This window comes from Gymnodinialimonas sp. 202GB13-11 (assembly GCF_040932485.1).
Classification (GTDB): domain Bacteria; phylum Pseudomonadota; class Alphaproteobacteria; order Rhodobacterales; family Rhodobacteraceae; genus Gymnodinialimonas; species Gymnodinialimonas hymeniacidonis.
This window is the reverse complement of record NZ_JBFRBH010000001.1, coordinates 1,389,719-1,412,350: the sequence shown is the minus strand read 5'-3', so window position 1 is coordinate 1,412,350 and position 22,632 is coordinate 1,389,719. Positions and strand designations below refer to the sequence as shown.

The following is a 22,632-nucleotide window of genomic DNA, read 5'->3' as shown; positions in this document are numbered from 1 at the left end:
GGTCATATACGCAAAGGCCCCGAGCAGATGTCAGACACGCCTAATTCCCGCCGAGAGATGCCCCGTTGGGGTTGGTACGCATTCCTGTTTTTCTCGGCTCTGTCTGCAGCTTCGGCGTTCAAATTCGTGCCACCTGGCCTGATCCATGGGGTCTTTGCCCATTGGGGGGAAGGGTTTCATGTCACGTGGATGAGTTTCGTGGTCGAGGGGATCGAACGCGGCGCGGACCATGTGGCCCATCATATCGAGAATGTTGGCTCGATCCTGGCCGTGCATATGATTGCCGGTGGGTTGGCCGTGATCCTGACACCGCTTCAGGTTAGCCGCATGTGGCGGCGGGGCGATCGGCGGAAACATGTCTATCTGGGGTGGGCGCTGGTCCCCATTGTGGTGATCGCGTCGCTGACGACCCCGCCGATCAGTTTCAACATGTCCTATCCACTCTGGTCCGAGGCGGGCTTCGCCCTGGGCTCCGTCGCGTGGTTCGGCGCGCTGGTTATGGGCATCTGGCACATCCGCCGAAAGAATTACGAGATGCACAAACGCTGGATGGTAATGATGGCAGCGCTGAGCTTTGGGGCTGTGTCGTTCCGCTTGCAGCTGCCGGTCCTACGGCTGTTCTGGGATATGGACGTGGTTTTCCCTTACCTTGGCTGGACCTGCTGGGTTCCAAACGTGCTTGTCGTGGCGATCTGGTGGTGGCGCACCGCAAAGCGCGCGCCCATGCCCCAGCCCGCCGAATAGCCTCAGTCGCGTCCTTCACGGGGCATATAGCGCATGACGACGGCGCCCATCAGTGACAGCGCCAGAACTGACGCGGCAAGGGGCATGGCCGTGCCGTTGTAGAGTTGGCCGATCCCTGTGCCGAGGACTGCGCCTGCTACTGTAGCCAATGCTCCCATAAGCGAGGCTGCCAGCCCTGCGATGTGACCGAGTGGTTCCAGTGCCAGCGCATTGAGGTTGCCGATGGTGAAGCCCATCAGCGCGAAAACCGTGACGGACCAGGCGAAGTAGAACCAAACCTCCGCCCCTCCTGCGGCGCTGCTGTGCAGCAGCAGGACGAACAGGCTTGAGAAGCCGGTCTGGGCCCAGAGTGCGCGGCGGATCAAAGGGCGCATTCCGAGGCGCACCACGAGCCGTCCGTTCAGAGGGGCTGCCGGGGCTGAAAGCACGGCTATGGCAAAGAAGAACCAATGGAAATATTCGCCCCATCCGTAGGTACGGTCGAAGATCGGTTGGATTGAGGTGATCGTGCCAAACAGCAGGCCATAGATCATGGATTGTACAAGGATCGACAGCTGCATCTGGCGCAGTGAAAGCGCCTCACGCGTGCCGGCCCACAGCTCAGCCGCGTTCAGCTTGCGGCGGTTTGCAGGCGGGTGGGTTTCGGCCTGGCGGATCGTCAGCCAACCCACGGAGACCAGTGAGAACAGCAGAAAGCTGACGAAGATCGCCCGCCAGCCGAACAGCTCGATAATGCCATGGCCGATCAAAGGCGCGACGGCGGGAAAGACGGTGAAGACCAGCATCGCGAATGAGATGATCCGGGCCATCTCCCGACCCGTGTAAAGGTCACGGATCAACGCCATGGAGGCCACGCGCGGGCCCGCCGCACCTAAGCCCTGGATGATGCGGGCGGCAATCAGCAATTCCATGCTGGAAGCTGCCCAAGCAAGCGCCGCGCCGACCATGTAAAGGGCTGCGAATGAAATGATAATCGTCTTGCGCCCGAACGCGTCCGAGAGCGGGCCTGTCACAAGCGTGCCCACGCCCATGCCCATCACGAAGCTAGTTATGACAAGTTGTGCATAGTTGGGCTCGTCTGGTGAAAGCTGCGCCGCGATGTCGGGCAGTGCGGGCAGCATCGCGTCGATTGAAAAGGCGATGGTGGCAAACATCATGCCCATCAGGGCGATGAATTCGGTTGTGGACAGGCGAGGGATCGGGCGCGGGGCCTCGGCGGTGCTGCTCATGTGCTGCGCCCCAACAGGAACGGCATGCGGGCGCGGTAGGCGGCGTGGTCCGCATGGCGTGCGGCAAGCGCGGCCTCTTCTACGATGGCAGCGGCGTAGAGCGTGGCCATGGCCGTCAGTGAGATGATCCAGCCGGGCCAGTGACCCAAAATGATGGCAAAGCCCAGAAAGCCCGCCGCTTGGCCTACATATTGCGGGTGGCGCGACCGTGCATAGGCACCTCGCGTCTCAACACCCACGTCCCACCCGCTGGTCCCTTTGAAGCCCAGATTGGCCGTGCCCCATGTCTGGAGCGCACTGCCAGCAAAGCCAATCCCCAGCCCGATGGTCCAGATCAGCCAGGCCCACGGACCAGTGGGAACCTCCCATGTCTGAAAGAGGCCGACATAGATCAGGATCGTCAGCCCCCAGGCCCAGGCGGCGGTGCCCCAATTGCCCTGCTCGGGTGGCCAAGGGCCGGTCATGGCGTCCCGCTCGGACCACCAAAGCAGCAGCCCCCAAGCGGCGCAGGCCCCAAGGCCGAGGATAAGGCCGAAGATCACCCCTCAGCCTCTTGCAGCTTCGCAAGTTGCTCGTTCAAGTCGTCGATAATCGCTTCCCACTGCTGCGGTGGCTGTGCGCCGGGAACAGCGTGTTGGGATGCCACAATGAAGGTCGGCACGGCCTGAACGCCGCGTTCGCGGGCATGGGCGTCGCGGTCGCGGATGTTCTGGGTGTCTGAGTCGCCGTCATAGAGTTTGGTCAGCATGGCGCGGTCGAGCCCGATGCTTTCGCCAATGTCGGTCAGGTTTGTCACGTCACCAATATCGCGGCCATCGACAAAATATGCGCGGAACAGCGCCAGAACCGCGGGCGTCTGGCGGCCTTCGATGCCTGCCCAGTGGATCAGCCGATGGGCGTTCAGTGTATTCGGAGTGCGCGTGATGCCTTCGAGGTTCAGTTTCAGTCCCGCTTCCTCGGCCTTTTCGGACACGGGAGCATAGGCGCGCACGGCATTCTCTTTGCCGCCGAACTTGCCTTCCAGATAGGCGCGGCGGTCCATGCCCTCTGGCGGCATGTCGGGGTTTAGCTGGAAGGGGTGCCATTCGATGGTGAAGGGGTGATCCGGCTTGGCCTCCATCGCGCGGGCGAGGTTGCTCCAGCCGATATAGCACCAGGGGCAGATCGGGTCGGAAAGGATATCGAGCTTGATCATGTCAGGTCCTTCACAGCCGCCGCAAGCGCGCGGCGGTTCAGTTTGCCGTTCCCGCCACGCGGCAAGGCGTCGAGGCGCAGAAAGGCGCGGGGGCGTTTGTGCTTGGCGAGAATGGGTTCGGCGTGGCGTGCCAGATCATCTTCGCTGGCTGTGCCGGAATAGGCAAGGGCGAGGATATTGGTTTCCGCGTTCGGTTGGATGGTCAGCGCGGCGCATTCGGTGAGGCCGGAGACGCCGTCAAAAGCGGCTTCGATCTCGGCCGGGGCGATACGAAATCCGCCAGCGGTCAGCATGTCATCGGCGCGGCCATGGTAGGTGTAGGCGCCGTCGGGGCGGCGCGTGACGAGATCTCCGGTCACGAACCAGTCGCCGGTTAATGGCAAGCTAACGGCACCGCCAAGGCCGGAGATGCCAGAGGTCAGGCCCGGATCACTGTGATGTATGGCAAGATGGCCGGTGGTGCCATCAGGAACCGGGGCGCCGGTATCATCCAATACGGCCAGAGACCTCCCTTGCTGCGCGTAGCCGATGCACCCGTCGGGTGCGGGCCGGGCAGGGGAGCCGGATAGGAAGGTAGAGCATTCCGACATGCCGAGAGCTTCGTGGATATCGGTGCCTGTGGCAGCCTGCCAGCGGGTGCGCATGCTTGGCGGCAAGGCCTCCCCGGCTGAGAGGGCGTGACGCAGCTTGGGCAAGGGCGGCAAATCGCGGGCCAGAAGCTTGCGGAAAAGGCCGGGGGAGCCTGCCAGTATCGTCGCATCATGACGTTTGGCGAGAAGGCCGAGGGTTGCCGGATCAGTGCCGTCGGCGGGGACCAACGCGGTTGCGCCTATCGCCCAAGGGTCTAGCAGCCCGGTGCCGAGCGTGTAAGTCCAGTTTAGCGCGCCCGCGTGCAGGACGCGGTCTGATTGTGTCAGGCCATACCAGCCCTCCACCATCATCTGGCGCGCCCAGATCGCCCGGTGGGCATGGCGTACGGCTTTGGGTCGTCCGGACGTGCCGGAGGTGAACACGATATAGGCCAGATTGTCAGCGTGGGACGTGCCGTTCGGGGCAAGGGCGCCGTGTAGGATGTCAGGGCCATAGACCGTCCAATCGCCATTCGGCAGTGCGATGCCCTGGTCGGCGATGATCGCGTCCGGCGCGACGACCTGCGTGAGCTTCGTTACCTCGGGCGCGGTCAAAGCCGCAGAGGTCACGAGTGGGACGTAACCGGCGGAAATTGCGCCCAGAAAGGCCACGGGAAAGGTCGCAGAATTGGTCAGGCGCAGCATGATGTGGCTGCCTGGTGGCAAGCCAGTGCTCTGCAATCCGCCAGCGGCTCTCGCCACAGCTTCGGCCAGCCGCCCATAGGACCAGCGCTCAGCCCGGGCTGGCCCAAGAACGGCGAGCGCGATCTTGTCAGGGTCCGCCTGTGCATGGGCCAGAACGTGATCGACGATGTTGAAATTCGCGGGTGGCTGCATGGCGATGGCCTATGCGTGCCCGCGCGCGGTTGCAAGCGCAGCCCGGCCTGCGTTACTGCACAGCACATGACCGATCACGCCCCGGAACCCAGCCTGATCCAACTTGCTCGTGCCTCAGGTGAGGATGCGACAGCCGCGCCAGTCGATCTGGCCGTCCGCGTGCGGGAATTGCGCAAGGCGCGAAGCTGGACGTTGGAGCAGGCGGCGCAGCAGGCAGGGCTCGCGCGCTCAACGCTGTCGAAGATCGAGAATGGGCAGATGTCGCCCACCTATGACGCGCTCAAAAAGCTGGCCGTGGGCCTTGGGATTTCAGTGCCGCAGCTTTTCACGCCGAAATCCTCGCCACAGGGCGGTGGGCGGATGGTTTCCACCAAACGCGGCGAAGGCGCGGCCCATGCAACCACGACCTATGAGCATGAGATTTTGGCCGATCAGTTGGTCCAAAAGTCGATGCTGCCCTATCGCGCGCGGATCCGGGCGCGGTCGTTTGAGGAATTCGACGGTTGGGTCCGACATGAGGGGGAAGAGTTCCTCTACGTGCTGACCGGTGCCGTGCGGCTGTTTACGGAGTTCTACCAACCCGTCGACATGGTGCGTGGCGATAGCGCATACTACGACGCCGCGATGGGGCACAACGTGATCTCGATTTCAGACGATGACGCCACGATCCTTTGGGTCACGTCGATGGGTTAGCGATTTGGCGCGTAGAGAATTCGTGCAAGGCCAAAAGCCAGTACCGCACCAACGATCTGGGCGGCGATGAACGGCAGCACGTCAGAAGGCGCAATCCCCGCAAACGTGTCTGAGAAGGCGCGGGCGATCGTGACCGCGGGGTTGGCGAAGCTTGTCGATGCAGTGAACCAGTAGGCGCCGGTGATATAGGCCGCCACCAAGGCTGGGACTTGCGCAGGCGCATGACGGATACCCGCGAGAATGGTGATGAGCAGGCCGAAGGTTGCGACGATTTCCGCCACCCACTGCGAAAGGCCTGTCCGCGCGGTTGTTGAGGCCTGAAGGATCGGAAGATCAAACATCACATGGGACAGCCATACGCCCAAGATACCAGCCACGATCTGCACCAACACATACGCCGCAGCATGGTGCAGCGCAATCTCACCCCGCAATGCAAAGACCAGTGTCACCGCCGGGTTGAAGTGCGCCCCTGAGATGGGGCCGAAGATCGTGATCAGCACATAAAGCGCAACGCCCGTTGCGATGGCATTGGCCAAAAGTGCAAGCGCGATGTTCCCATCGCTTAAGTTGGCAGCCATTATGCCCGACCCAACGACAGCAATCAGAAGGAAAGCTGTACCAATGGCTTCGGCTATGAGGCGCTGTGACAAGGTCATGAGCGCGATCCATGCCGAAAGTGGGATCGGCAATCAAGATGCGTTCATGTGAAGGTTTTGTGACGGAACTGACGCCTTAGCCGAACCGACGCCGGGGCTGTTCAACCTGATCATCGTCGCCGAACCGTGCGTCATCAGAATACACGTCCTCCTGCGGCGCCACGTATCTGCGGCTGTTCAGCATAGCCACGTTGTCTTGTGCTGGATGCGTGCGTGCATCCGACGGCATGGGTCCGTCCAGCCACTCGTCCAATGCTTCACGCGCTTCGGCTTTCGAAAGGTCATGCTCATTGGCAATAGCTGCTTCAAGCGCATGGCGCTGTCCGTCAGCAGCAATCAGGATATCATCGGAAAGATAGGGAAAGCGCGCCTTCAACGAAGCAAATACAGACGGCCAATTGGCTGTAACATCGGACCATTTCATGGGATTTCCCTTTCCTGTTGCGTAAAACTGCAACGCGCGGAACGGGTGAGGGTTCCAAGCTATTCGAACATCGCCCGCAGATCGACGGTGCTGTCTTCACCGATTTTGTCAAAATGCTCGGAAATGAAGGTTTCAGCCGATGTTCGACCGGCCTCTCGTAGTTGATGGAGGACTTGCGGCGTGGCTACCAGTTTCGTGGCAACAGAAAGCTGCTGCATCAGGTCGTCGTCTGACACCATATGGATCAGCATATCCTTCATCGCATTGTCCTGAACGGCCCCTTTGTGAAGCAAGCGCTGGACGAATTCGATGGCGCGAAGTTCGCGCAGCAAAGATGTGTTGAAACTGATCTCATTGATCCGGTTCTGGATCGCGCGGGCCGATGTCGGTACTTCATCGCGGTAGAGGGGATTGATGTTCACGATCAGAATGTCGCGCGGAAGTTCGGGGTTGAATAAAGGAAATAGCGCCGGGTTGCCGGTATAGCCGCCGTCCCAATAGGCCTCGGTCTCACCGGTTTGGGGATCGTCGATTTCGATGGCGCGGAAAAGCGTCGGCAGGCAGGCCGATGCCATGATCGCCTTCGGCCCGATCTCTTCTCCTGAGAAGATGCGAATTTTGCCGGAGCGCACGTTGGTGGCGCAGATGTAAAAATCCGGGCCGTCTTCGCAGCAGATGTGATCGTATTCGAATTTGGAAACGATGGGGGCTAACGGGTTGCGGTAGAAAGGCCCGGTTGAATAGGGGCTGACCATCCGGCTGACACTGTCGCCCACGGCGAAGGGCAGGGAGGATTCGATGGCGAAGCTGACCGCCTGTGGCGAGATCATGTTGAGCCAAGGCGTAAATGCCTCATCCGTGATTGCGCCCACCTGCTCCCAAACGCCGGCAAGCATTTCTGCCGCCAGATTCCGTGATCCCCGGCTGAGCCCGGATTTCACCGCTGCCCCGTTCAACGCTCCGGCGGACGTCCCGGATATCGCAGCAATTTCCAAATCATCGCAGGCAAGAATCGCCTCCAACACGCCCCACGTATACGCGCCGTGCGCACCGCCGCCCTGAAGGGCAAGGTTGATCCGCTTAGGCGGTGCCATGTGTGTCCTTCCAAAGGGCCAACATATCCTCAACCGACACGCCGTTGATTTTCATGTCGGAAAGATTTGCATTGCTGATCTCAGCCCCCGTCAGATTGACGTTCGACATGTGGAAGCCCGTCAGGTTCACATTCTCGATCCGCGTGTCGGTCATGTTCGCATCAGTGATCTTCACACCTGTCAGATTGGCATAGTCGATATGGGCCTGCGCCATGTTCACGTCGTGGAACTTGGTTTCGGTCAGGTTGACGTTTTCGAAAATGAACCCGGTGGCATTCACATCTTCCAGCCGCGCATCTTCCAAGGTGCTGTCGGTGAAAGACGCGCCCTTCAGGCTGACGCGAGAGAAGGTCGAGCCGCACAGGTACATATTGTCGATCTCAAGCTTGTCGTTTCCGGCTTCTTGCTCTTCGGACATGGGTCTTCCTCCTTGCGATAGCGCGCACGACAAGCCTAGCGGTGGGTCAGAGCGCCGTCCAACCACCATCCACGCTGATCGTCGTGCCGGTGATCTGGTCCGCTGCAGGCGAGCAAAGGAACGCGACGGTGCCGCCGAGCTGCTCGGTTGTAGCGAATTCCTTGGACGGCTGGCGTTCGAGGATGACTTTCTGCGTCACTTCTTCCTCAGACATGTCGTATTTTTTGGCTGTATCCGGAATTTGCGACTCGACCAAAGGCGTCAGGACGTAACCGGGGCAAATGGCGTTGGCTGTGATTGGTTCCTGCGCAGTTTCCAGCGCCACAACCTTGGTCATTCCCACAACCCCATGCTTGGCCGAGACATAGGCCGATTTGTAGGGGGAGGCGGTCAGGCCGTGCGCAGACGAGATATTGATAAACCGTCCCCAACCGGCCTTTCGCATCATCGGCAGGGCGGCTGCCGTGGTGTGGAACGTTGAGGATAGCATGATGGCGATGATCGCATCCCACTTCTCGACCGGGAATTCGTCGATGGGCGCCACGTGCTGAATACCAGCATTGTTGATGAGGATGTCGCAGGTGCCAGCTTGCTCGATCAGCGCGCGCGCCTCATCGCCCTTGGAGAGGTCTGCTTTGATGTAGCGCGCCTCGACGCTGAAGTTCTCAGCGATCTCCTCGGCCAGCGCATGGTCCTCTTTCCGGTCGGTGTAGGAGTTCAGAACCACATTTGCGCCCGCCCGCGCCAATTCCCGCGCGACGCCAAGGCCGATTCCTGAATTTGAGCCGGTGATAACGGCAGTCTTGCCGGAAAGGTCTGTGGTGATGGCCATGGAAAGGTCTCCGCTCTGATCGTCTTTTCCTGCACGCTAATGCTGCAGGTGCGAAAAGAACAGAGGAAGCCAGACAAGGTTCCGTGTGATTTGACGGCTGAACAAAAAAAAACCCTGGCACAAGGCCAGGGTTAAGTCATTGAGGCAGGTTTCATACAGGCAAGAAACCTATCGAGCAGTGACCCCTTTATAAGCAATGACTTGGCCCGTGTCCAACCGAAAAGTTTGCCCTCCCAATCCGGCCCGGATAGCGTGAGACTACAACAAAATCGGGCCGCAGGAGGATTGTTCGCAAATGCAAACGCATTGTTTCATAAAAGGGGCAGGTATTGTGGCCCTGGGTCTGGCGCTCGCCAGCCCTGCCATTGCTGAGCCTTCGCACGGCGTCGCCATGTACGGTGAGCCAGCGCTTGGCGCGGATTTCGAGCATCTGCCTTACGCTAATCCTGACGCGCCCACGGGCGGGCGAATCGTAACTGGCGAGGTCGGCTCATTCGATTCGCTCAACCCGCATATCCGCGAAGGCTCGGTTCCCTGGCAGTTGCGATTCCTTGCCTACGAATCGCTTTTGGGCCGGTCCTATGACGAGCCCTTTACGCTCTACGGCCTTTTGGCCGAGACGGTTGAGATCGGTGAAGATCACACGTGGGTCGAGTTCACGTTGCGCGAGGAAGCCGCGTTTTCCGATGGCAGCCCCGTGACGGTCGAGGATGTGATCTGGTCGTTCGAGACGCTCGGCACAGATGGGCACCCGCGTTACCTCGGCTCCTGGACGCGAGTAGAGGGAATAGAAGCCGTAGGCGAGCGCACAGTCCGCATCACGCTGACGGAAGCGGATCGTGAACTGGCCATGATAATGGGCCTGCGCCCGATCCTTCAGGCGGCGCAATGGGAGGACCTTGAGTTCACTGAAAGCGGGCTGACCAATATCCCGATAACGACCGCGCCCTACGTCATTGATGATTTCGAAGCGGGCCGTTTCGTCAGCCTCCGCCGCAACCCGGATTATTGGGGCGCCGATGTGCCGTTCCGGCGGGGCACGCACGTGATCGACGAGATCCGCATGGAATTCTTCGGCGACGGCAATGCCATGACCGAAGCCTTCACCAGCGGGTTGATCACCACGCAGCGCGAGACTTCGGCGCAGGCTTGGGCCGACAATTACAATTTCCCGCGCGTGCAGAGCGGCGAAGTCGTGCTGGCCGAAATTCCGCATCAGCGGCCTTCGGGCATCACTGGCTTCGTTATGAACACCCGTCGCGCGCCGTTTGACGATTGGCGCGTGCGCGAGGTGATGATCCAGGCGTTCAACTTCGAGTTCATCAATCAGACGGTGAACGGTGGCGTGGATCCGCGCATCACCTCTTACTTCGCAAACTCGCCGCTTTCGATGGAACCTGGCGCGGCCTCGGGTCGAGTGGCCGAATTCCTCGCCCCGTTCCAAGGCGACCTGCTTCCCGGCGCGATGGAGGGGTATGAACTGCCGATCTCGGATGGATCAGAACGCAACCGGGCCGGCATCCGTCAGGCCATCGCCTTGATGGAAGAGGCGGGCTACGCGGTTGAAGAAGGGATCATGACCGGGCCGAACGGGCCGGTGACGTTCGAGATCCTGTTGCAGACCGGATCGTCTGAAAACGAGGCAATTGCAAATATCTATGTCGAGGCGTTGGCGCGTGTTGGCATCGAGGTCAACGTGACCCGTGTGGACAGTGCGCAATACCGCGAGCGGACGGATGTTTATGATTTCGACATGACCTACTACCGCCGTGGTCTGTCGCTGAGCCCGGGCAATGAGCAGCGGCTTTATTGGGGGTGTGAGTCGGCGGATGCCGAAGGCTCCCGCAACCTTATGGGGGCGTGTCATCCGGCGATTGAAGCGATGGTGGATGAGATGCTGAGTGCTGCCAGCCAAGACGATTACCGGGCGGCTGTCCGGGCGCTTGACCGGGTCCTGATCTCGCAGCGTTATGTGGTGCCGTTCCACCACAACCCGATCAGCCGTTTGGCCTTCAACGCCGAGCTGAACTACCCCGATTACATCCCGATTTATGGCGACTGGATCGGCTGGCAGCCGGATGTCTGGTGGGTTGAAGAAGAGTGAGGGCCGAGGGTTGCAAGGTTGCAACCAGGGGTTAAGTGTCTGATATATTGATAAAAGCAGAAAACGTTAGCCTTTCGCTAACCATGATTGGGCCGCTTCCCGAACGGGGGCGGCCCTTTTGTCAGCGCCCCAACAGGCGTGCAATCACACCGCGTTTGGCCCCGGCAAACCGTTCCAATGCGTCCGGCTTGTCGGGAAGACCGTAAGACCGCATTTGCTGCGCAAAATTTGCGAACCATTTGTCGCGCAATTTCCACGTTCCGAACTCGGCGACGTGCAACAACGCCCGCCTCTCCAAAGGGGTAAGGTCTGAAGTGCGCTTCCCGGTGAAATAGTCCTGCGCGGGCTGCGGGCTGGCCAGGACCCGAACCAGCACGGCGATCACGTCATCAGGGCTGGCCTTGACCGTTCGTGCGGCGGAAATTGCGCCCATGATTGCGTCGCAAATCCGCTCTTTGTCGGTGTCTGCCCAAGGCATCAGCGCGCCTGCGATGCGGGGTGCGGTCCAGCCTTCGCCGCGCGCGTTCATGCGGTCAATCTCGTACAAGCGGTCGGCCTTTTGCAGAACGCGCAGCAAGTCTTCCTTGCCTGCTTGGCCGGTCTTGCTTTGGGCCAGCACGACATAGGCGGTTAGGAACGGGGACGCGCCGTCGGCTGTGAGCCTTTCAATGATCGGCCCAAAATCCGCGACCTCGTCAAACAGCGACAAGCGTCGCAGGCATTCAATGGCGCTGACCTGGGCGACCTCGTCGGATGTGCCGAAAAACAGGACGCGTTCGGCGAGGGTTTTGGCCATCGCGCTGTGTTCAGGTGCGTCCGCCAATAGGCCAAAAAGGGCGATCTGGATCGTGGGATCGTCCGTATCCAGCCCTTCCATCAAAACAGGGATCTGCGCCATCACGGCGTCATACGTCTCAACGATTACCGTGGGGTAACAACCAAATTCCCTACATTCCGCGAGGGCCTTGGGATCAAGTGCGGCTTCGTCGGCCCGCATCTTTTCGCGGAATGCTGCGACGGTCAGGCCGTCTTCGATGATCATGTCCGCTGCATAGTCGAGCATAGCCGAGAGCAAATCGACGACACCGGCCGCGCGCTCGGGCGGAAGGGCCAGCGCGATTTCTGTCAGGAAGGGAATGGCCGGTGGCGCGGCCAAATACACCGTGCCTTGATGATGGATGTTTCCGAACAGACGCCAGAGCGCGTCTTTGGCGGTGTTCTCATCGGCGCTGAGCAGGGCACGCAGATCGGCTGGCACATCGGACGCGGGCCCGTACGCGTGAACAAGCGAGTCCCAAGAAATGTCGTCGAGGCCGTCTAACATCCGATCACCTATAGCCTGATTTGCCTCGGACGCTCAAAGCGCCTTTGCAACGACAAGCGCCACGCGTTGCGCGACCGAGGATTTGGGAAGCGGGGTGAGCGTGTGACCCAAGGATCGGTAGGCGCGCGCAAGCCTGTCGTGTTCGGCGAGCGCTTCGGCAAACCCATGGCGACGATCTTCGTCGTTGGCGAAGAGGTCTTGCCACGGCGGGGCAAAGAAGACGGGTTTTGCATAGGGACGTTGCGCGATGCGTGTGAGGTCACGTTGCTGGCCCGTAGCGTGGGCGAGGGCGAGGACGGCGTCGACAAGACCACGGTCGAAGAAGACCGGGCCTTCGAGCGCACGGGCCGCATCGTAATCGGCCTCGGCCATCGCAATCGCTGCCTGTGCGAAGCCTGCCATATCGTCCCACGGCAGGGGGCCACCCTGAGCGATGATCCGGCGACCGGGTTCGCGCACGACGTTGTGGCCCGTTTCGGCCAGCGCGTCGATCAATGTGGATTTGCCACCGCCGGAGCAGCCGGAGATGACGTAAAGGCGCCGGGCGCTCATTCCGCGGCTTCAGCCACCTGAGCCTCAACCGCCTTTTTCGCGTCTTCGCCGTTGGGATAGACCAGACCGGCGGAGATGATCAGCTTGGCGCTGTCTTCGACACTCATGTCGAGGATGATGACATCCTTGCGCGGCACGAACAGCAGGAAACCTGAGGTCGGGTTCGGCGTGGTCGGCAAGAAGACCGAGACCATATCCTGCGGCACCTTTTCGGCGATCTCGCCCTTGGCGGAGGTTGAGATAAAGGCAATCGCCCAGATGCCCTCACGCGGGTATTGCACGAGGCAAGCCTTGTCGAAGTTCTGCTGGCCTTGCTGGAGAACGGTTTCGGCAATCTGTTTGAGGCCGGAATAAACCGTGCGGATCACGGGGATCGAGAGCACCAGCGACTCCGCCCATCGGATCATCGAGCGACCGATCAGGCCCTTGGCGATCCACCCCACCAGCATGGTGAAGATGAAGAACGTTACTACGCCGATGCCACGGATGTTGATGTTGATGCCGGTCCATTCGGCAATCAGCAGCGAGGGATTGTAGCGGTCGGGAATGAACGGCAGCACCCAGCTGTCGATCCAGCCCGTCAACGTCCAGATCAACCAGATCGTAATGCCGATGGGGGCAATCACGATAAGGCCGGTCAGGAAATTCGACCTCAGCGAGGAGAAAATCCCGCGACGCGGCGGTTGATCGGTTTGGGGCAGTTTCATGGGGCCGTCAGCTGCTAGACATAATACCGCTTATCTAGGCGCGCGGGGGCGGGCGCACAAGCGCGCATGGGCTCGGGAGGGCTCAGCCGCGCAAATGTTGGGCGATTTGGGCCGCGACCCGGGCATTGTTGAGCACAAGCGCGATGTTGGCGGTCAGGCTTTTGCCTTCGGTCAACTCGAACAGGCGTTGCAGCAGGAAGGGGGTGACGCCCTTGCCTGATACGCCCTGCGCATCTGCCTCGGACTGCGCCTGCGCGATGAGGGGGGCGAGCGTTTCGGCCGGTATTTCGGCCTCAACCGGGATCGGATTGGCGATCAGTTGCCCGCCGGGCAGGCCAAGCGCGGTGCGCATTCGGTGGGCGGCTGCGATTTGTGCGGGGTCGTCGATGCGGAGGGGGGCGGGCAGGCCGCTGTCGCGGCTCCAGAAAGCGGGGAAAGGGGCCTGACCGTGGGCGATGACGGGCACGCCGAGGGTTTCGAGGACTTCGAGGGTTTTCGGCAGGTCGAGGATCGCCTTTGCGCCTGCGGCCACAACGGTGACGGGGGTTTGGGCGAGTTCGTGCAGGTCGGCAGAGATGTCAAAGCTGTCTTCGGCCCCTTTATGCACACCGCCGATGCCGCCGGTGGCGAAGACGTGGATACCCGCGAGGTGGGCGCAGATCATGGTGGCGGCGACCGTTGTGGCCCCGATGCCACCTGAAGCAAGGCAGACGGCCAGATCGGCGCGGCTGAGCTTGGCGACGTTTTGGGCTTGCGCGAGTGCGTCGAGGCGTTCGTCGGTCAGGCCAATATGGATGGCCCCGTCCATGATCGCGATGGTGGCGGGGACGGCCCCTGCGGCGCGGATCTCAGCCTCGACCAGGCGAGCGGTTTCCACGTTTTGCGGGTAGGGCATGCCATGGGTGATGATCGTGCTTTCAAGGGCCACGATTGCTGCGCCATCTGCCTTGGCGGCTTCGACTTCGGGTGAGAATGTGAGGGGCAGGGTCATAGGGCATCTCCGGCGACGTAGGTGGCCGCGGTTGTGGTGGCGGAGTGCAGCGCGTCGTGGCGCGTGGCCCCTGCAATCTCGGCGGCGATGTGGGCCGCCATGAAGGTGTCGCCTGCACCGGTAATGCGGATGGCCTCCACCGGGGGCGGGGTCTGGGTCAGCGTGCTGTCGGGTGTGGCGTCGACGGCCATTTGCGCGCCTTCGGTGACAAGCACCCGGCGCGCGCCTGCACGCAACATCGCCTCGGCCGCGGCGGCTGCGTTGGCGGGGTTGGTTCCGGTGATCAGGCCGGCCTCTTCACGGTTGACGTAAAGCGTGGCCTGCGGATGGACGAGGAACGGGCGGAGGCGTTCGGCCTTGCCGGGGGATGCGGGCGCAATGCGTAGGTCAGATTGGCTAAACAGCGGGCTGCGCGAGACCTCTTCCAGCAGATCTGCGCTGAGGTTGCCATCGAGGGCGACTGGCCCCGCCCACGGACTTTGGGCCGAGCCAAGTGCGCCGTCGGCCAGCGGTTTCAGGATCGCGCGCCCGGCTTTTTCCAGTGTTTGCGCATCGGCGATTGCGGCCACCAACGCCCCCTGCGCCTCGATGGCCATGTAGCGATCGGTTGGCAGCGACGGGTCGATGTGAATGTAGCTGGTGTCGAGGCCAAGGGTGCCACACGCCGCCAGCAGATCACGGCCTTCGGCATCTTCACCAATGGCAGAAAGAAGGGCGGGCCGCAGATCGAGTTTTCGAAGCGCCATGGCGATATTGAGCGCCACGCCCCCGGGGATGCGGGTGATCCGGCCGGGCTTGTCATTGCCTTGCACCATTGGAAGATGCGTCCGGCCGATAATGTCCCAAAGGACAGCGCCAATGCACAGAATGTCGGGACGTTGTGTCATGCCCCGTTCAATGGCGCGGGGCCACGCGCTTTGCAAGATCATGCTTTGGACGGAGTGGTGGAATCCCTTACCTTGGACACCAGGGTGCGCCGTGTTCTTTGCGGCGGGTTCGGTGTTGGAGGAGGTTTCCACGACGCCGGGCCTCACATTTTATCAGGATCAACACCATGGACCAATTGGACCACACACGCCCTTCGGCGTTGCTGACGACGTCCCGCCCGTATTTGACGGATGGCGGGCTGGAGACGACTTTGATTTTCCACGACGGCCTCGACCTGCCGGAATTTGCCGCGTTTCCATTGTTGGAAACGGAAGACGGACGCGCCATGATCGCGCGCTATTACAACGGCTTTTTGAAGCTGGCCGCTGAGGCTGTCACTGGCTTTGTTCTCGACACACCGACATGGCGGGCAAGCCAGGGCTGGGGTGCGAAACTGGGGCTTGCCCCGGATGCTGTCGCGCAGGCCAACGGGAAAGCCGCCGCTTTTGCGGCTGAATTGGCCAAGCCTTGGCGCGAAGAGGGCATGGATGTTGTGCTTAACGGCGTGATCGGGCCTGAGGGCGACGGATATGCACCGGGCGAGATGAAATCGGTTGCCGCCTATGAGGCCTATCACGCGCATCAGATCGCGGCTTTCGCGAAAACGCAGGTCGATATGGTGAGTGCTGTCACCATGACGCATGTGGAAGAGGCAATCGGGATCGCGCGCGCCGCCGCTTTGGCAGGCTTGCCCGTTATCGTCTCCTTCACCGTTGAGACCGATGGCGTGATGCCATCGGGTCAGCGCGTGGCTGACGCTGTGGCAGAAGTGGATGCAGCGACGGGCAGCACGCCGATTTTCTATATGATCAATTGCGCCCATCCCGATCACTATGCCGCGATCCTGCGGGGGGAAGCCTGGACCCACCGCCTTGGTGGACTGCGCTCCAACGCCAGCCGGATGAGTCACGCGGAACTGGATGAGGCGGCAGAGCTGGACGATGGCGACCCGCAGGAATTCGGTGAGCTGCATGCCGAGATGTTGTCGCATGTGCCGAGAATGAAGGTTCTTGGCGGATGCTGTGGCACCGATCACCGCCACATCGCAGCCGTTGGTCATACTTGCCTTGGAGGGCATCATCATGTCGCATGATCTAGCCTCCCGCCCGGCAACGCTGGCCGATGTGCCGCTGATGGCGCAACTGGTGGATATGGCGGGCGAGGGCCTGCCCATGACCCTGTGGGCCGCGATGGTTCAGGGGGATGAAACTCCGATGGATGTGGGTATGGCGCGCGCGTCGCGCGATGAAGGCGCGTTCTCGTGGCGCAATGCCGTTGTGGGCACCGTGGATGGTGCGTCCAAAGGGATGATCATCACCTACGACGTCGCTACCGAGCCAGAGGAGATCACGCCTGACTTGTTCGTGCCGCTGATCGAGTTGGAGAACATGGCACCGGGCACACTTTATGTGAACGTTTTGGCGGTTTTGCCCGACGCGCGCGGGAAAGGCCTTGGCCGGTCTCTATTGAAAGAAGCGCTTGCCGCACGGCCTGCGGGGCAGGGGGCAAGCATCATTCTGGCGGCTGGTAATGACGCTGCAGAGGCGCTCTATCATAGCCTCGGGTTCCGCGAGGTCGCGCGGCGTCCGTTGGTGAAAGGCGATTGGGACACTGACCGCACGGAATGGGTGCTGCTGGTGTTGGAATAGATCGAATGGCGGGCCGCGCGTACCGGCCCGCCAACCGCTCTAGCCGCTTTTCCGAGTTTTTGGATGAAGCGAGCTGGCGAGGATATGATCAGCCTCGTGCACGACGGTTTCGGCTTGCAACACGATCTGTGGATCCGGCGCGCCGACGACCTCATGATCCTTGCCAGGATAATCAAGACTCGAAAGGAAATGGCGCATACAGCCAAGCCGCGCGCGCTTCTTGTCGTTGGAGCGGATCAACGTCCAAGGCGCATCGGCGGTGTCGGTATAGAAAAACATCGCCTCTTTCGCCTCGGTATAATCGTCCCACTTGTCGAGGCTTGCACGGTCGATAGGAGATAGCTTCCATTGCTTCAGCGGATCGGTTTCACGCGATTGGAAGCGGCGGCGCTGTTCTTCCTGCGTGACCGAGAACCAGTATTTGAACAGCTTGATGCCGGAGCGTGTCAGCATCCGTTCAAGATCGGGCGTCTGGCGCATGAATTCGAGATATTCGTTGGGCTCGCAGAACTCCATTACGCGTTCCACGCCCGCGCGGTTGTACCAGGAGCGGTCGTAGAGAACGATCTCACCGGCCGTGGGCAGGTGCTTGATATAGCGCTGGAAAAACCACTGGCCGCGTTCCTCGTCAGACGGTTTGTTGAGCGCCACCACACGCGCGCCGCGTGGGTTCAGATGCTCCATGAAGCGCTTGATCGTGCCACCCTTGCCAGCGGCATCGCGGCCCTCAAACAGCATGACGACTTTCTGGCCCGTTTCCTCCACCCAATGCTGGACTTTAAGAAGCTCAACCTGAAGCGCAGCTTTTTCAGCCTCATATTCCTTTGCAGCCAGCTTGTTGGGGTAGGGATAGTCGCCCGTTTCAAAGCCAGTGATCGTGGGTTTGGCCTCGGCCAATTCCGTCACAGGTTGAGCGGGGGCTTTTTGGCTGCTCTCTGCTGTGTCTTTCGCCATGCTACTCTCCGTTGGTATGCAGGTCATGTACGTCAAACACGCTGCGACTGCCTTGATTTGCATCAAGTCCTGAACGCGGGGTTGCGTTGCCGCCCGCGATGGCCTAAAGCGCGCGCACTTCACAGGCGAGGGCGGGCCCTTGGGGGAGACATCCCCATACGGTCCACCGGTTGAGGCATCCGCCTCTGATCCCTCGCTCAGGTACAAACCGGAAAAGGAAAACAAGCATGGCGCTTCCTGATTTCTCCATGCGGCAGCTTCTTGAAGCTGGCGTTCACTTCGGCCACCAGACCCAACGTTGGAACCCCCGTATGGGCGAGTTCATCTATGGTGACCGTAACGGCATTCACATCATCGACCTGACGCAGACGCACCCGATGCTTGAGCAGGCGCTGGTCGCGGTTCGCGAAACCGTCGCCAAGGGCGGCCGCATTCTGTTCGTGGGCACCAAGCGTCAGGCACAAAAGCCGATCGCTGACGCCGCTGAGCGTTGCGCGCAATACTACATGAACCACCGCTGGCTGGGTGGCACGCTGACCAACTGGAAAACCGTTTCCAACTCCATCAGCCGCCTGAAAGAGATTGACGAGAAGTCGGCAGACGGCTCCCTCGAAGGTCTGACCAAGAAAGAGCGTCTTGGCATGGAGCGTGACCAGGCGAAGCTGCAAGCCTCGCTCGGCGGTATCCGCGAGATGGGCGGTCTGCCTGACCTGATCTTCGTGATCGACGTCAACAAGGAAGACCTCGCCATTGCCGAAGCCAAGAAGCTTGGCATCCCGGTTGTGGCTGTGGTCGACACGAACTGCTCGCCCGATGGTGTGGACTACATCATCCCCGGCAATGACGACGCGGCCCGCGCAATCGCGCTTTACTGCGATCTCATCTCCCGCGCGGCACTGGACGGTATGACCACGCAGATGGAGACCGCTGGTGTCGATCTGGGTGCGCTCGAAGAGGGCTCCGTCGAGGAAGCGCTCACCGAAGAGGCCCCTGCAGCCGCCCCCACGGAAGAAGCCGCAGCCGAGGCACCCGCCGCAGAAGAGACCCCCGCCGAGGGCTGAGCCCTTTGCGAGCGAACTGACATGAGGGTCGGGGGAGATGCCCCGGCCCGACATTTCCCATTTCAGGAGACATGACATGGCTATCACCGCAAGCATGGTGAAAGAGCTGCGCGACACGACCGGCGCAGGCATGATGGACGCCAAGAAGGCGCTGACCGAAACCGATGGCGACATGGAAGCCGCCGTTGACTGGCTGCGCACCAAGGGCCTCGCAAAGGCCGCGAAGAAATCGGGCCGCACCGCGGCTGAGGGCCTTGTGGCTGTCGCCGTTGACGGTGGCACAGGTGTCGCCGTTGAGGTGAACTCAGAAACCGACTTCGTGGGCAAGAACGCCGACTTCCAGAAGATGGTGTCCGGCATTGCCAGCGTGGCAATGGGCGTGAACGACATTGACGGCCTGAAAGCCGCTGACATGGACGGTAAGTCCGTTGAGCAGACCGTGACTGACGCCGTTGCCGTGATCGGTGAGAACATGTCGGTGCGCCGCATGGCCAAGCTGGAAGGCGATCAGGTTGTGGCCTACGTGCACAACGCGGCTGCTGACGGCATGGGCAAGATTGGCGTTCTGGTTGCCACCAAAGGTGGTGATGCCGGTTTCGCCAAGCAGGTCGCAATGCACGTCGCCGCTGTGAACCCCGCCTCGCTGTCGGAAGCTGATCTGGATCCGGCCGTGGTCGAGAAGGAAAAGCAGGTTCAGATGGACATCGCGCGCGAGTCCGGCAAGCCCGAGCAGGTCATCGAGAAGATGATCGTCGGTCGTATGAAGAAGTACATGGCCGAGGTCACGCTGGTGAACCAAGCGTTTGTCGTGAACCCCGACCTAACTGTTGGCGATGCCGCCAAGGAAGCCGGTGCTGAGATCACCGGGTTCGTTCGCCTTGAAGTGGGCGAAGGCATCGAAAAGAAAGAAGAGAACTTCGCAGAAGAGGTCGCAAAAGCGGCCCAAGGCTGAACTCAGCTTTCGCGAGGGACAGTGACGGGGCAGGGGAGCAATCCTCTGCCCCGTTTTCTTTGCGGGTCAGCTGTTTTCTTCAATGATGGCCTGCAATTCGGCCAATGCCAGCTCGGCCTGGCCCGTGTCACGGTAGAGATCGCGCAGTTTGAAGCGGATGATATTGCGCACGGCCAAATCATCCGGGTACTGGGCCAGCGCCTCTTGCAGGATCGGGATGGCGGCGGCCTGTTCGCCGCGTTCTTCGTAGATTTCGACCACACCTTCGATGGCGAGGAAAACCGTCGCCTCCTGTTCGGTGGTGAAGCCCACGAATTGCTCGGCCAGGTCGAGATAGGATTGGAAGAGGTCGATCATCTCAAACTCGGCCTCTTGCGCCTGTGCGTGGTGAACTGGGGCAAATACGGCGGTCACGCTGAGGATTCCTGCGAGCATCAAGTGTTTCATTGGGACGTCTCCTTCGAAAGTGGGGGCGGGGATTGGAATTCGGTTTGCAGTTTGCGGGTAGCCCGGTGGAGGTGGGCCTTCACGGTGCCTTGGCGGCATCCGAGAATTTCGGCGGTCTCGGCGGTGTCGAAACCTTCGAGAAAGCGCAGTAGAACGACTTCGCGCTGTCGGATTGGAAGGGTGGCGAGCGCACGGCCCAGATCGCGCAACCGGTCCAACCGGGCCGGGTCGGCCTGATCATCGGCGTGGGTGCTGAGCACCTCATCGGCTTGCGCAGCGCCCCAGAAGCGGCGGCGCCTGCGGGCCTGTTCGCGCGCGATGTTGAGCACGACACCATAGAGCCAGGTGGTGAACTTCGCGCGCGGCTGCGCCTTCAGGCGGCCATCGTGGAGGCGCAGGAACACCTCTTGCACGACGTCGTCTGCAGCGGCGTCTTCGCCCAAGATGCCCCAGGCGAGCCGGAACACGTAATGGCGGTGCCGGTCGTAAAGTTGCGACAGGGCCAGCTGGTCCTGCGAGGCGCGCGCCATAAGGCCCCAATCCGCATCTGAGGGCGGGGCGGCGTTCATCCGTTCGATCCGTCCGGGCGTTGCGGAAGGGTGAAATCAAGCGTCATGCGCGAAAAGGACAGATTGGGGCGGGTGCTGCCGTTGAATTGGGGGCGGCCTGTGGGCGCATCAGGCATGGTTTGCGGGGCGGCGATCAAGCGGGGGCCTGTCGAATTGTCCGGTTGGTTGAGGCTGAGCAGGACGAGGCCCGTCACACCAAGCGCCGCGACGCCTGCTGCAATCGCAAGGAAGCGGCGTGCGGGGCGCGGCTTGGCTTGTGGCGCAACCGTAAGGGGCGGGGGGACGGCGCCGTGGCGCAGCGATTGATAATCGGCCCTTGCGTCGCCAAACAGCATGTTCAGCGTTTCGATGTCTTTGTCCGTCTCGGTCATGGTCCGCCCTTTCATGACCATTCATGTCACGGAACAGAGGATCGGTTTACATCGTTGCTGCATTTTTTGGCGGGTATGGCGTGCCATCAAAAAGAAAAACGGCGCCGCCCAGGGACATAGGCAACGCCGCTTCTTCAGTGAACACCCGGCGCGAGGGGCAAGGGACAAGGTGCGCCGGTTCGTTATGTCGGGCCGCCCAAGGGATAAAGGCGGTCCGTTTCCCCGAAGCGGATATCGGGCGTCGAAAAATAAACGCCGCCCGCTTCGAGCCCCTCGGGCCACTCGCGTGACCCTTAGGTGGACCCGGTGGCGGGAAAATGCCGCCACCAAGGCCCGGTGTTCCTGGCCGTAATTGCCATCACTCACGGAACAGCATCAGAATGCCAAAAGAGAACCCGTCAGGATAGATGGGGATTCCCTTACCATTCGGTCAAAAACCTGTCGAAAAGGACAGGTTTAGCGCCGATCGCCGACGGAACCGGTCAAATGTGGTAGGCGCGGGGTTTGATCTTCCTTGTCGTCGAGTCGGAAAATCTGGTTGAGAATCGACGCTTTGCGCACCGCTTGGGCCGTGGTTTCGACCCCCAAGGCATCACGTGCGCCGCGCAGGTGTTTTTCGACGGTGGCCACGTTGCGTTCGAGCAGAAGCGCGATGTCGGCCATTGTCTTGCCGTCGGCCACAAGCTCCAACACCTCGGATTGGCGGGGGGTTAGAAGTTTGCGCTGACCGGTGGCGGGCAGTTGCAGAATACACAGATGGGCGACATGGCAGATCGTCTCGATGTCCGCACCATGCTCTTCCCAGATCGCATCAGCCTCGTCCTGGCCCATGCCTTTCTTGACCGCCAGGCCGATGCCCGCGTTCGAGTTCTTGATCGCCATGGGAAAACTGATCGTGTAACCGGCTGTCATGCCGTGGCGCTGGTTCAACTCCATCATGGCGAGTTCGCCCTTGGTGGGGGTGTCACCGACCATGGACTGAAACACATCCCGCCAGGAGGCCGCGCCGACATTGTCCACGGCCCACCGCATCATGACACCGTCCCGGAACATGCCCCCGCCAACATAGGCCTCCATGTAATCCGTGGGCATATTGGTGAGCAAAAGCGCATCTTCAGGGTTGTCGTACAGGCCGGCACCCCGAAAGGCGTTGAATGCATAGAAGACACGGTCAAAGCCGTAAGAGGCCAGAACCTTGGTGTGATGGGACCACAGATCTTCGACGGTGGTCATTTGCAAATAGGGGCGAAGGCGTTTCATGAAGGGGATCCTA

The 22,632-nt window shown here is 61.1% G+C and carries 26 protein-coding genes; 7 read left to right on the top strand and 19 right to left on the bottom strand.

The features are described from left to right. Positions 1 to 27: 27 nt before the first annotated feature. Complete coding sequence (locus tag V8J81_RS07120) at positions 28 to 744, top strand: DUF2306 domain-containing protein (protein WP_368475053.1); 717 nt, start codon at positions 28 to 30, stop codon at positions 742 to 744. A gap of 2 nt (positions 745 to 746) precedes the next feature. Here V8J81_RS07120 and V8J81_RS07115 read toward each other — a convergent pair whose 3' ends face one another. The 4 genes from V8J81_RS07115 to V8J81_RS07100 are packed head-to-tail and all read right to left on the bottom strand — an operon-like array spanning position 747 to position 4,634. Continuing rightward, the gene (locus V8J81_RS07115) at positions 747 to 1,973 is read right to left on the bottom strand and encodes a multidrug effflux MFS transporter (protein ID WP_368475052.1); all 1,227 of its coding nucleotides are present in this window, start codon (positions 1,971 to 1,973) and stop codon (positions 747 to 749) included. Next, positions 1,970 to 2,515, bottom strand: coding sequence for a methyltransferase family protein (locus tag V8J81_RS07110; protein WP_368475051.1), 546 nt, complete (start codon positions 2,513 to 2,515; stop codon positions 1,970 to 1,972). Before V8J81_RS07110 ends, V8J81_RS07115 begins: the two co-directional genes overlap by 4 nt. Beyond that, positions 2,512 to 3,168: a DsbA family oxidoreductase gene (locus tag V8J81_RS07105; RefSeq protein ID WP_368475050.1), complete on the bottom strand. Its 657-nt coding sequence runs from the start codon at positions 3,166 to 3,168 to the stop codon at positions 2,512 to 2,514. Before V8J81_RS07105 ends, V8J81_RS07110 begins: the two co-directional genes overlap by 4 nt. Beyond that, positions 3,165 to 4,634, bottom strand: a complete 1,470-nt coding sequence (locus tag V8J81_RS07100) for a class I adenylate-forming enzyme family protein (RefSeq protein ID WP_368475049.1) — start codon at positions 4,632 to 4,634, stop codon at positions 3,165 to 3,167. The genes V8J81_RS07105 and V8J81_RS07100 overlap by 4 nt, the downstream gene beginning before the upstream one ends. A gap of 66 nt (positions 4,635 to 4,700) precedes the next feature. On the opposite strand from V8J81_RS07100, the gene V8J81_RS07095 reads away from it, so the two are divergent. After that, on the top strand, positions 4,701 to 5,327 hold the full coding sequence (locus tag V8J81_RS07095; RefSeq protein WP_368475048.1) for a helix-turn-helix domain-containing protein: 627 nt from the start codon (positions 4,701 to 4,703) through the stop codon (positions 5,325 to 5,327). Here the strand turns inward: V8J81_RS07095 and V8J81_RS07090 are convergent. The 5 genes from V8J81_RS07090 to V8J81_RS07070 form a co-directional block, all read right to left on the bottom strand. Further along, a complete protein-coding gene (locus V8J81_RS07090; protein WP_368475047.1) occupies positions 5,324 to 5,983 on the bottom strand; it encodes an aquaporin in 660 nt (219 codons plus the stop codon). The genes V8J81_RS07095 and V8J81_RS07090 overlap by 4 nt on opposite strands. Positions 5,984 to 6,059: 76 nt before the next feature. Next, entirely contained in the window at positions 6,060 to 6,407 is a 348-nt protein-coding gene (locus V8J81_RS07085) for a hypothetical protein (protein WP_368475046.1), read from the bottom strand. A 59-nt stretch (positions 6,408 to 6,466) separates the two neighbouring features. Beyond that, on the bottom strand, positions 6,467 to 7,501 hold the full coding sequence (locus V8J81_RS07080) for a patatin-like phospholipase family protein (protein WP_368475045.1): 1,035 nt from the start codon (positions 7,499 to 7,501) through the stop codon (positions 6,467 to 6,469). Then, a complete protein-coding gene (locus V8J81_RS07075) occupies positions 7,488 to 7,919 on the bottom strand; it encodes a pentapeptide repeat-containing protein (RefSeq protein ID WP_368475044.1) in 432 nt (143 codons plus the stop codon). The genes V8J81_RS07080 and V8J81_RS07075 overlap by 14 nt, the downstream gene beginning before the upstream one ends. A 46-nt stretch (positions 7,920 to 7,965) precedes the next feature. Continuing rightward, positions 7,966 to 8,751: a 3-hydroxybutyrate dehydrogenase gene (locus V8J81_RS07070; protein ID WP_368475043.1), complete on the bottom strand. Its 786-nt coding sequence runs from the start codon at positions 8,749 to 8,751 to the stop codon at positions 7,966 to 7,968. A 295-nt stretch (positions 8,752 to 9,046) separates the two neighbouring features. Between V8J81_RS07070 and V8J81_RS07065 the strand changes: the two genes are divergently transcribed. Continuing rightward, positions 9,047 to 10,855, top strand: coding sequence for an extracellular solute-binding protein (locus V8J81_RS07065; RefSeq protein ID WP_368475042.1), 1,809 nt, complete (start codon positions 9,047 to 9,049; stop codon positions 10,853 to 10,855). A gap of 121 nt (positions 10,856 to 10,976) precedes the next feature. On the opposite strand, the gene V8J81_RS07060 is transcribed toward V8J81_RS07065, so the two are convergent. The 5 genes from V8J81_RS07060 to V8J81_RS07040 all read right to left on the bottom strand — a co-directional run bounded on the left by V8J81_RS07060 (position 10,977) and on the right by V8J81_RS07040 (position 15,316). Continuing rightward, complete coding sequence (locus tag V8J81_RS07060; protein WP_368475041.1) at positions 10,977 to 12,179, bottom strand: hypothetical protein; 1,203 nt, start codon at positions 12,177 to 12,179, stop codon at positions 10,977 to 10,979. A 33-nt stretch (positions 12,180 to 12,212) separates the two neighbouring features. Beyond that, the gene (locus tag V8J81_RS07055; protein WP_368475040.1) at positions 12,213 to 12,731 is read right to left on the bottom strand and encodes an AAA family ATPase; all 519 of its coding nucleotides are present in this window, start codon (positions 12,729 to 12,731) and stop codon (positions 12,213 to 12,215) included. After that, entirely contained in the window at positions 12,728 to 13,438 is a 711-nt protein-coding gene (locus tag V8J81_RS07050) for a DUF502 domain-containing protein (RefSeq protein WP_368475039.1), read from the bottom strand. Before V8J81_RS07050 ends, V8J81_RS07055 begins: the two co-directional genes overlap by 4 nt. A gap of 82 nt (positions 13,439 to 13,520) precedes the next feature. Next, positions 13,521 to 14,429: a pseudouridine-5'-phosphate glycosidase gene (locus V8J81_RS07045; protein WP_368475038.1), complete on the bottom strand. Its 909-nt coding sequence runs from the start codon at positions 14,427 to 14,429 to the stop codon at positions 13,521 to 13,523. Continuing rightward, complete coding sequence (locus V8J81_RS07040; protein ID WP_368475037.1) at positions 14,426 to 15,316, bottom strand: PfkB family carbohydrate kinase; 891 nt, start codon at positions 15,314 to 15,316, stop codon at positions 14,426 to 14,428. Before V8J81_RS07040 ends, V8J81_RS07045 begins: the two co-directional genes overlap by 4 nt. A 167-nt stretch (positions 15,317 to 15,483) precedes the next feature. On the opposite strand from V8J81_RS07040, the gene V8J81_RS07035 reads away from it, so the two are divergent. Both V8J81_RS07035 and V8J81_RS07030 read left to right on the top strand, forming a co-directional pair. Next, positions 15,484 to 16,449: a homocysteine S-methyltransferase family protein gene (locus V8J81_RS07035; RefSeq protein WP_368475036.1), complete on the top strand. Its 966-nt coding sequence runs from the start codon at positions 15,484 to 15,486 to the stop codon at positions 16,447 to 16,449. Continuing rightward, on the top strand, positions 16,439 to 17,005 hold the full coding sequence (locus V8J81_RS07030; protein WP_368475035.1) for a GNAT family N-acetyltransferase: 567 nt from the start codon (positions 16,439 to 16,441) through the stop codon (positions 17,003 to 17,005). The genes V8J81_RS07035 and V8J81_RS07030 overlap by 11 nt, the downstream gene beginning before the upstream one ends. Positions 17,006 to 17,044: 39 nt before the next feature. Here V8J81_RS07030 and ppk2 read toward each other — a convergent pair whose 3' ends face one another. Continuing rightward, positions 17,045 to 17,959: a polyphosphate kinase 2 gene (ppk2, locus tag V8J81_RS07025; RefSeq protein WP_368475034.1), complete on the bottom strand. Its 915-nt coding sequence runs from the start codon at positions 17,957 to 17,959 to the stop codon at positions 17,045 to 17,047. Between the two features lie 227 nt (positions 17,960 to 18,186). Between ppk2 and rpsB the strand changes: the two genes are divergently transcribed. Then, positions 18,187 to 19,020, top strand: coding sequence for a 30S ribosomal protein S2 (rpsB, locus tag V8J81_RS07020; protein WP_368475033.1), 834 nt, complete (start codon positions 18,187 to 18,189; stop codon positions 19,018 to 19,020). 76 nt (positions 19,021 to 19,096) lie between these two features. After that, a complete protein-coding gene (tsf, locus tag V8J81_RS07015) occupies positions 19,097 to 19,972 on the top strand; it encodes a translation elongation factor Ts (RefSeq protein WP_368475032.1) in 876 nt (291 codons plus the stop codon). A 66-nt stretch (positions 19,973 to 20,038) separates the two neighbouring features. Here the strand turns inward: tsf and V8J81_RS07010 are convergent, their stop codons facing one another. The 4 genes from V8J81_RS07010 to V8J81_RS06995 all read right to left on the bottom strand — a co-directional run bounded on the left by V8J81_RS07010 (position 20,039) and on the right by V8J81_RS06995 (position 22,619). Beyond that, on the bottom strand, positions 20,039 to 20,419 hold the full coding sequence (locus tag V8J81_RS07010; protein WP_368475031.1) for a tetratricopeptide repeat protein: 381 nt from the start codon (positions 20,417 to 20,419) through the stop codon (positions 20,039 to 20,041). After that, positions 20,416 to 20,988: an RNA polymerase sigma factor gene (locus tag V8J81_RS07005; RefSeq protein ID WP_368475030.1), complete on the bottom strand. Its 573-nt coding sequence runs from the start codon at positions 20,986 to 20,988 to the stop codon at positions 20,416 to 20,418. Before V8J81_RS07005 ends, V8J81_RS07010 begins: the two co-directional genes overlap by 4 nt. Further along, positions 20,985 to 21,359 (bottom strand): hypothetical protein, encoded by a 375-nt coding sequence (locus tag V8J81_RS07000; protein WP_368475029.1) that lies wholly within the window; start codon positions 21,357 to 21,359, stop codon positions 20,985 to 20,987. The genes V8J81_RS07005 and V8J81_RS07000 overlap by 4 nt, the downstream gene beginning before the upstream one ends. Positions 21,360 to 21,815: 456 nt before the next feature. Next, positions 21,816 to 22,619 (bottom strand): helix-turn-helix transcriptional regulator, encoded by an 804-nt coding sequence (locus V8J81_RS06995; RefSeq protein ID WP_368475028.1) that lies wholly within the window; start codon positions 22,617 to 22,619, stop codon positions 21,816 to 21,818. Positions 22,620 to 22,632: the final 13 nt, after the last annotated feature.

What these genes read in the sequence shown, in the direction of transcription:
- V8J81_RS07120 (WP_368475053.1), top strand. Translation starts at nt 28, where the DNA reads ATGTCAGACACGCCTAATTCCCGCCGAGAGATGCCCCGTTGGGGTTGG.
- V8J81_RS07115 (WP_368475052.1), bottom strand. Translation starts at nt 1,973, where the DNA reads ATGAGCAGCACCGCCGAGGCCCCGCGCCCGATCCCTCGCCTGTCCACA.
- V8J81_RS07105 (WP_368475050.1), bottom strand. Translation starts at nt 3,168, where the DNA reads ATGATCAAGCTCGATATCCTTTCCGACCCGATCTGCCCCTGGTGCTAT.
- V8J81_RS07100 (WP_368475049.1), bottom strand. Translation starts at nt 4,634, where the DNA reads ATGCAGCCACCCGCGAATTTCAACATCGTCGATCACGTTCTGGCCCAT.
- V8J81_RS07095 (WP_368475048.1), top strand. Translation starts at nt 4,701, where the DNA reads ATGACCGATCACGCCCCGGAACCCAGCCTGATCCAACTTGCTCGTGCC.
- V8J81_RS07090 (WP_368475047.1), bottom strand. Translation starts at nt 5,983, where the DNA reads ATGACCTTGTCACAGCGCCTCATAGCCGAAGCCATTGGTACAGCTTTC.
- V8J81_RS07085 (WP_368475046.1), bottom strand. Translation starts at nt 6,407, where the DNA reads ATGAAATGGTCCGATGTTACAGCCAATTGGCCGTCTGTATTTGCTTCG.
- V8J81_RS07080 (WP_368475045.1), bottom strand. Translation starts at nt 7,501, where the DNA reads ATGGCACCGCCTAAGCGGATCAACCTTGCCCTTCAGGGCGGCGGTGCG.
- V8J81_RS07075 (WP_368475044.1), bottom strand. Translation starts at nt 7,919, where the DNA reads ATGTCCGAAGAGCAAGAAGCCGGAAACGACAAGCTTGAGATCGACAAT.
- V8J81_RS07070 (WP_368475043.1), bottom strand. Translation starts at nt 8,751, where the DNA reads ATGGCCATCACCACAGACCTTTCCGGCAAGACTGCCGTTATCACCGGC.
- V8J81_RS07065 (WP_368475042.1), top strand. Translation starts at nt 9,047, where the DNA reads ATGCAAACGCATTGTTTCATAAAAGGGGCAGGTATTGTGGCCCTGGGT.
- V8J81_RS07060 (WP_368475041.1), bottom strand. Translation starts at nt 12,179, where the DNA reads ATGTTAGACGGCCTCGACGACATTTCTTGGGACTCGCTTGTTCACGCG.
- V8J81_RS07055 (WP_368475040.1), bottom strand. Translation starts at nt 12,731, where the DNA reads ATGAGCGCCCGGCGCCTTTACGTCATCTCCGGCTGCTCCGGCGGTGGC.
- V8J81_RS07050 (WP_368475039.1), bottom strand. Translation starts at nt 13,438, where the DNA reads ATGAAACTGCCCCAAACCGATCAACCGCCGCGTCGCGGGATTTTCTCC.
- V8J81_RS07045 (WP_368475038.1), bottom strand. Translation starts at nt 14,429, where the DNA reads ATGACCCTGCCCCTCACATTCTCACCCGAAGTCGAAGCCGCCAAGGCA.
- V8J81_RS07040 (WP_368475037.1), bottom strand. Translation starts at nt 15,316, where the DNA reads ATGACACAACGTCCCGACATTCTGTGCATTGGCGCTGTCCTTTGGGAC.
- V8J81_RS07035 (WP_368475036.1), top strand. Translation starts at nt 15,484, where the DNA reads ATGGACCAATTGGACCACACACGCCCTTCGGCGTTGCTGACGACGTCC.
- V8J81_RS07030 (WP_368475035.1), top strand. Translation starts at nt 16,439, where the DNA reads ATGTCGCATGATCTAGCCTCCCGCCCGGCAACGCTGGCCGATGTGCCG.
- ppk2 (WP_368475034.1), bottom strand. Translation starts at nt 17,959, where the DNA reads ATGGCGAAAGACACAGCAGAGAGCAGCCAAAAAGCCCCCGCTCAACCT.
- rpsB (WP_368475033.1), top strand. Translation starts at nt 18,187, where the DNA reads ATGGCGCTTCCTGATTTCTCCATGCGGCAGCTTCTTGAAGCTGGCGTT.
- tsf (WP_368475032.1), top strand. Translation starts at nt 19,097, where the DNA reads ATGGCTATCACCGCAAGCATGGTGAAAGAGCTGCGCGACACGACCGGC.
- V8J81_RS07010 (WP_368475031.1), bottom strand. Translation starts at nt 20,419, where the DNA reads ATGAAACACTTGATGCTCGCAGGAATCCTCAGCGTGACCGCCGTATTT.
- V8J81_RS07005 (WP_368475030.1), bottom strand. Translation starts at nt 20,988, where the DNA reads ATGAACGCCGCCCCGCCCTCAGATGCGGATTGGGGCCTTATGGCGCGC.
- V8J81_RS07000 (WP_368475029.1), bottom strand. Translation starts at nt 21,359, where the DNA reads ATGACCGAGACGGACAAAGACATCGAAACGCTGAACATGCTGTTTGGC.
- V8J81_RS06995 (WP_368475028.1), bottom strand. Translation starts at nt 22,619, where the DNA reads ATGAAACGCCTTCGCCCCTATTTGCAAATGACCACCGTCGAAGATCTG.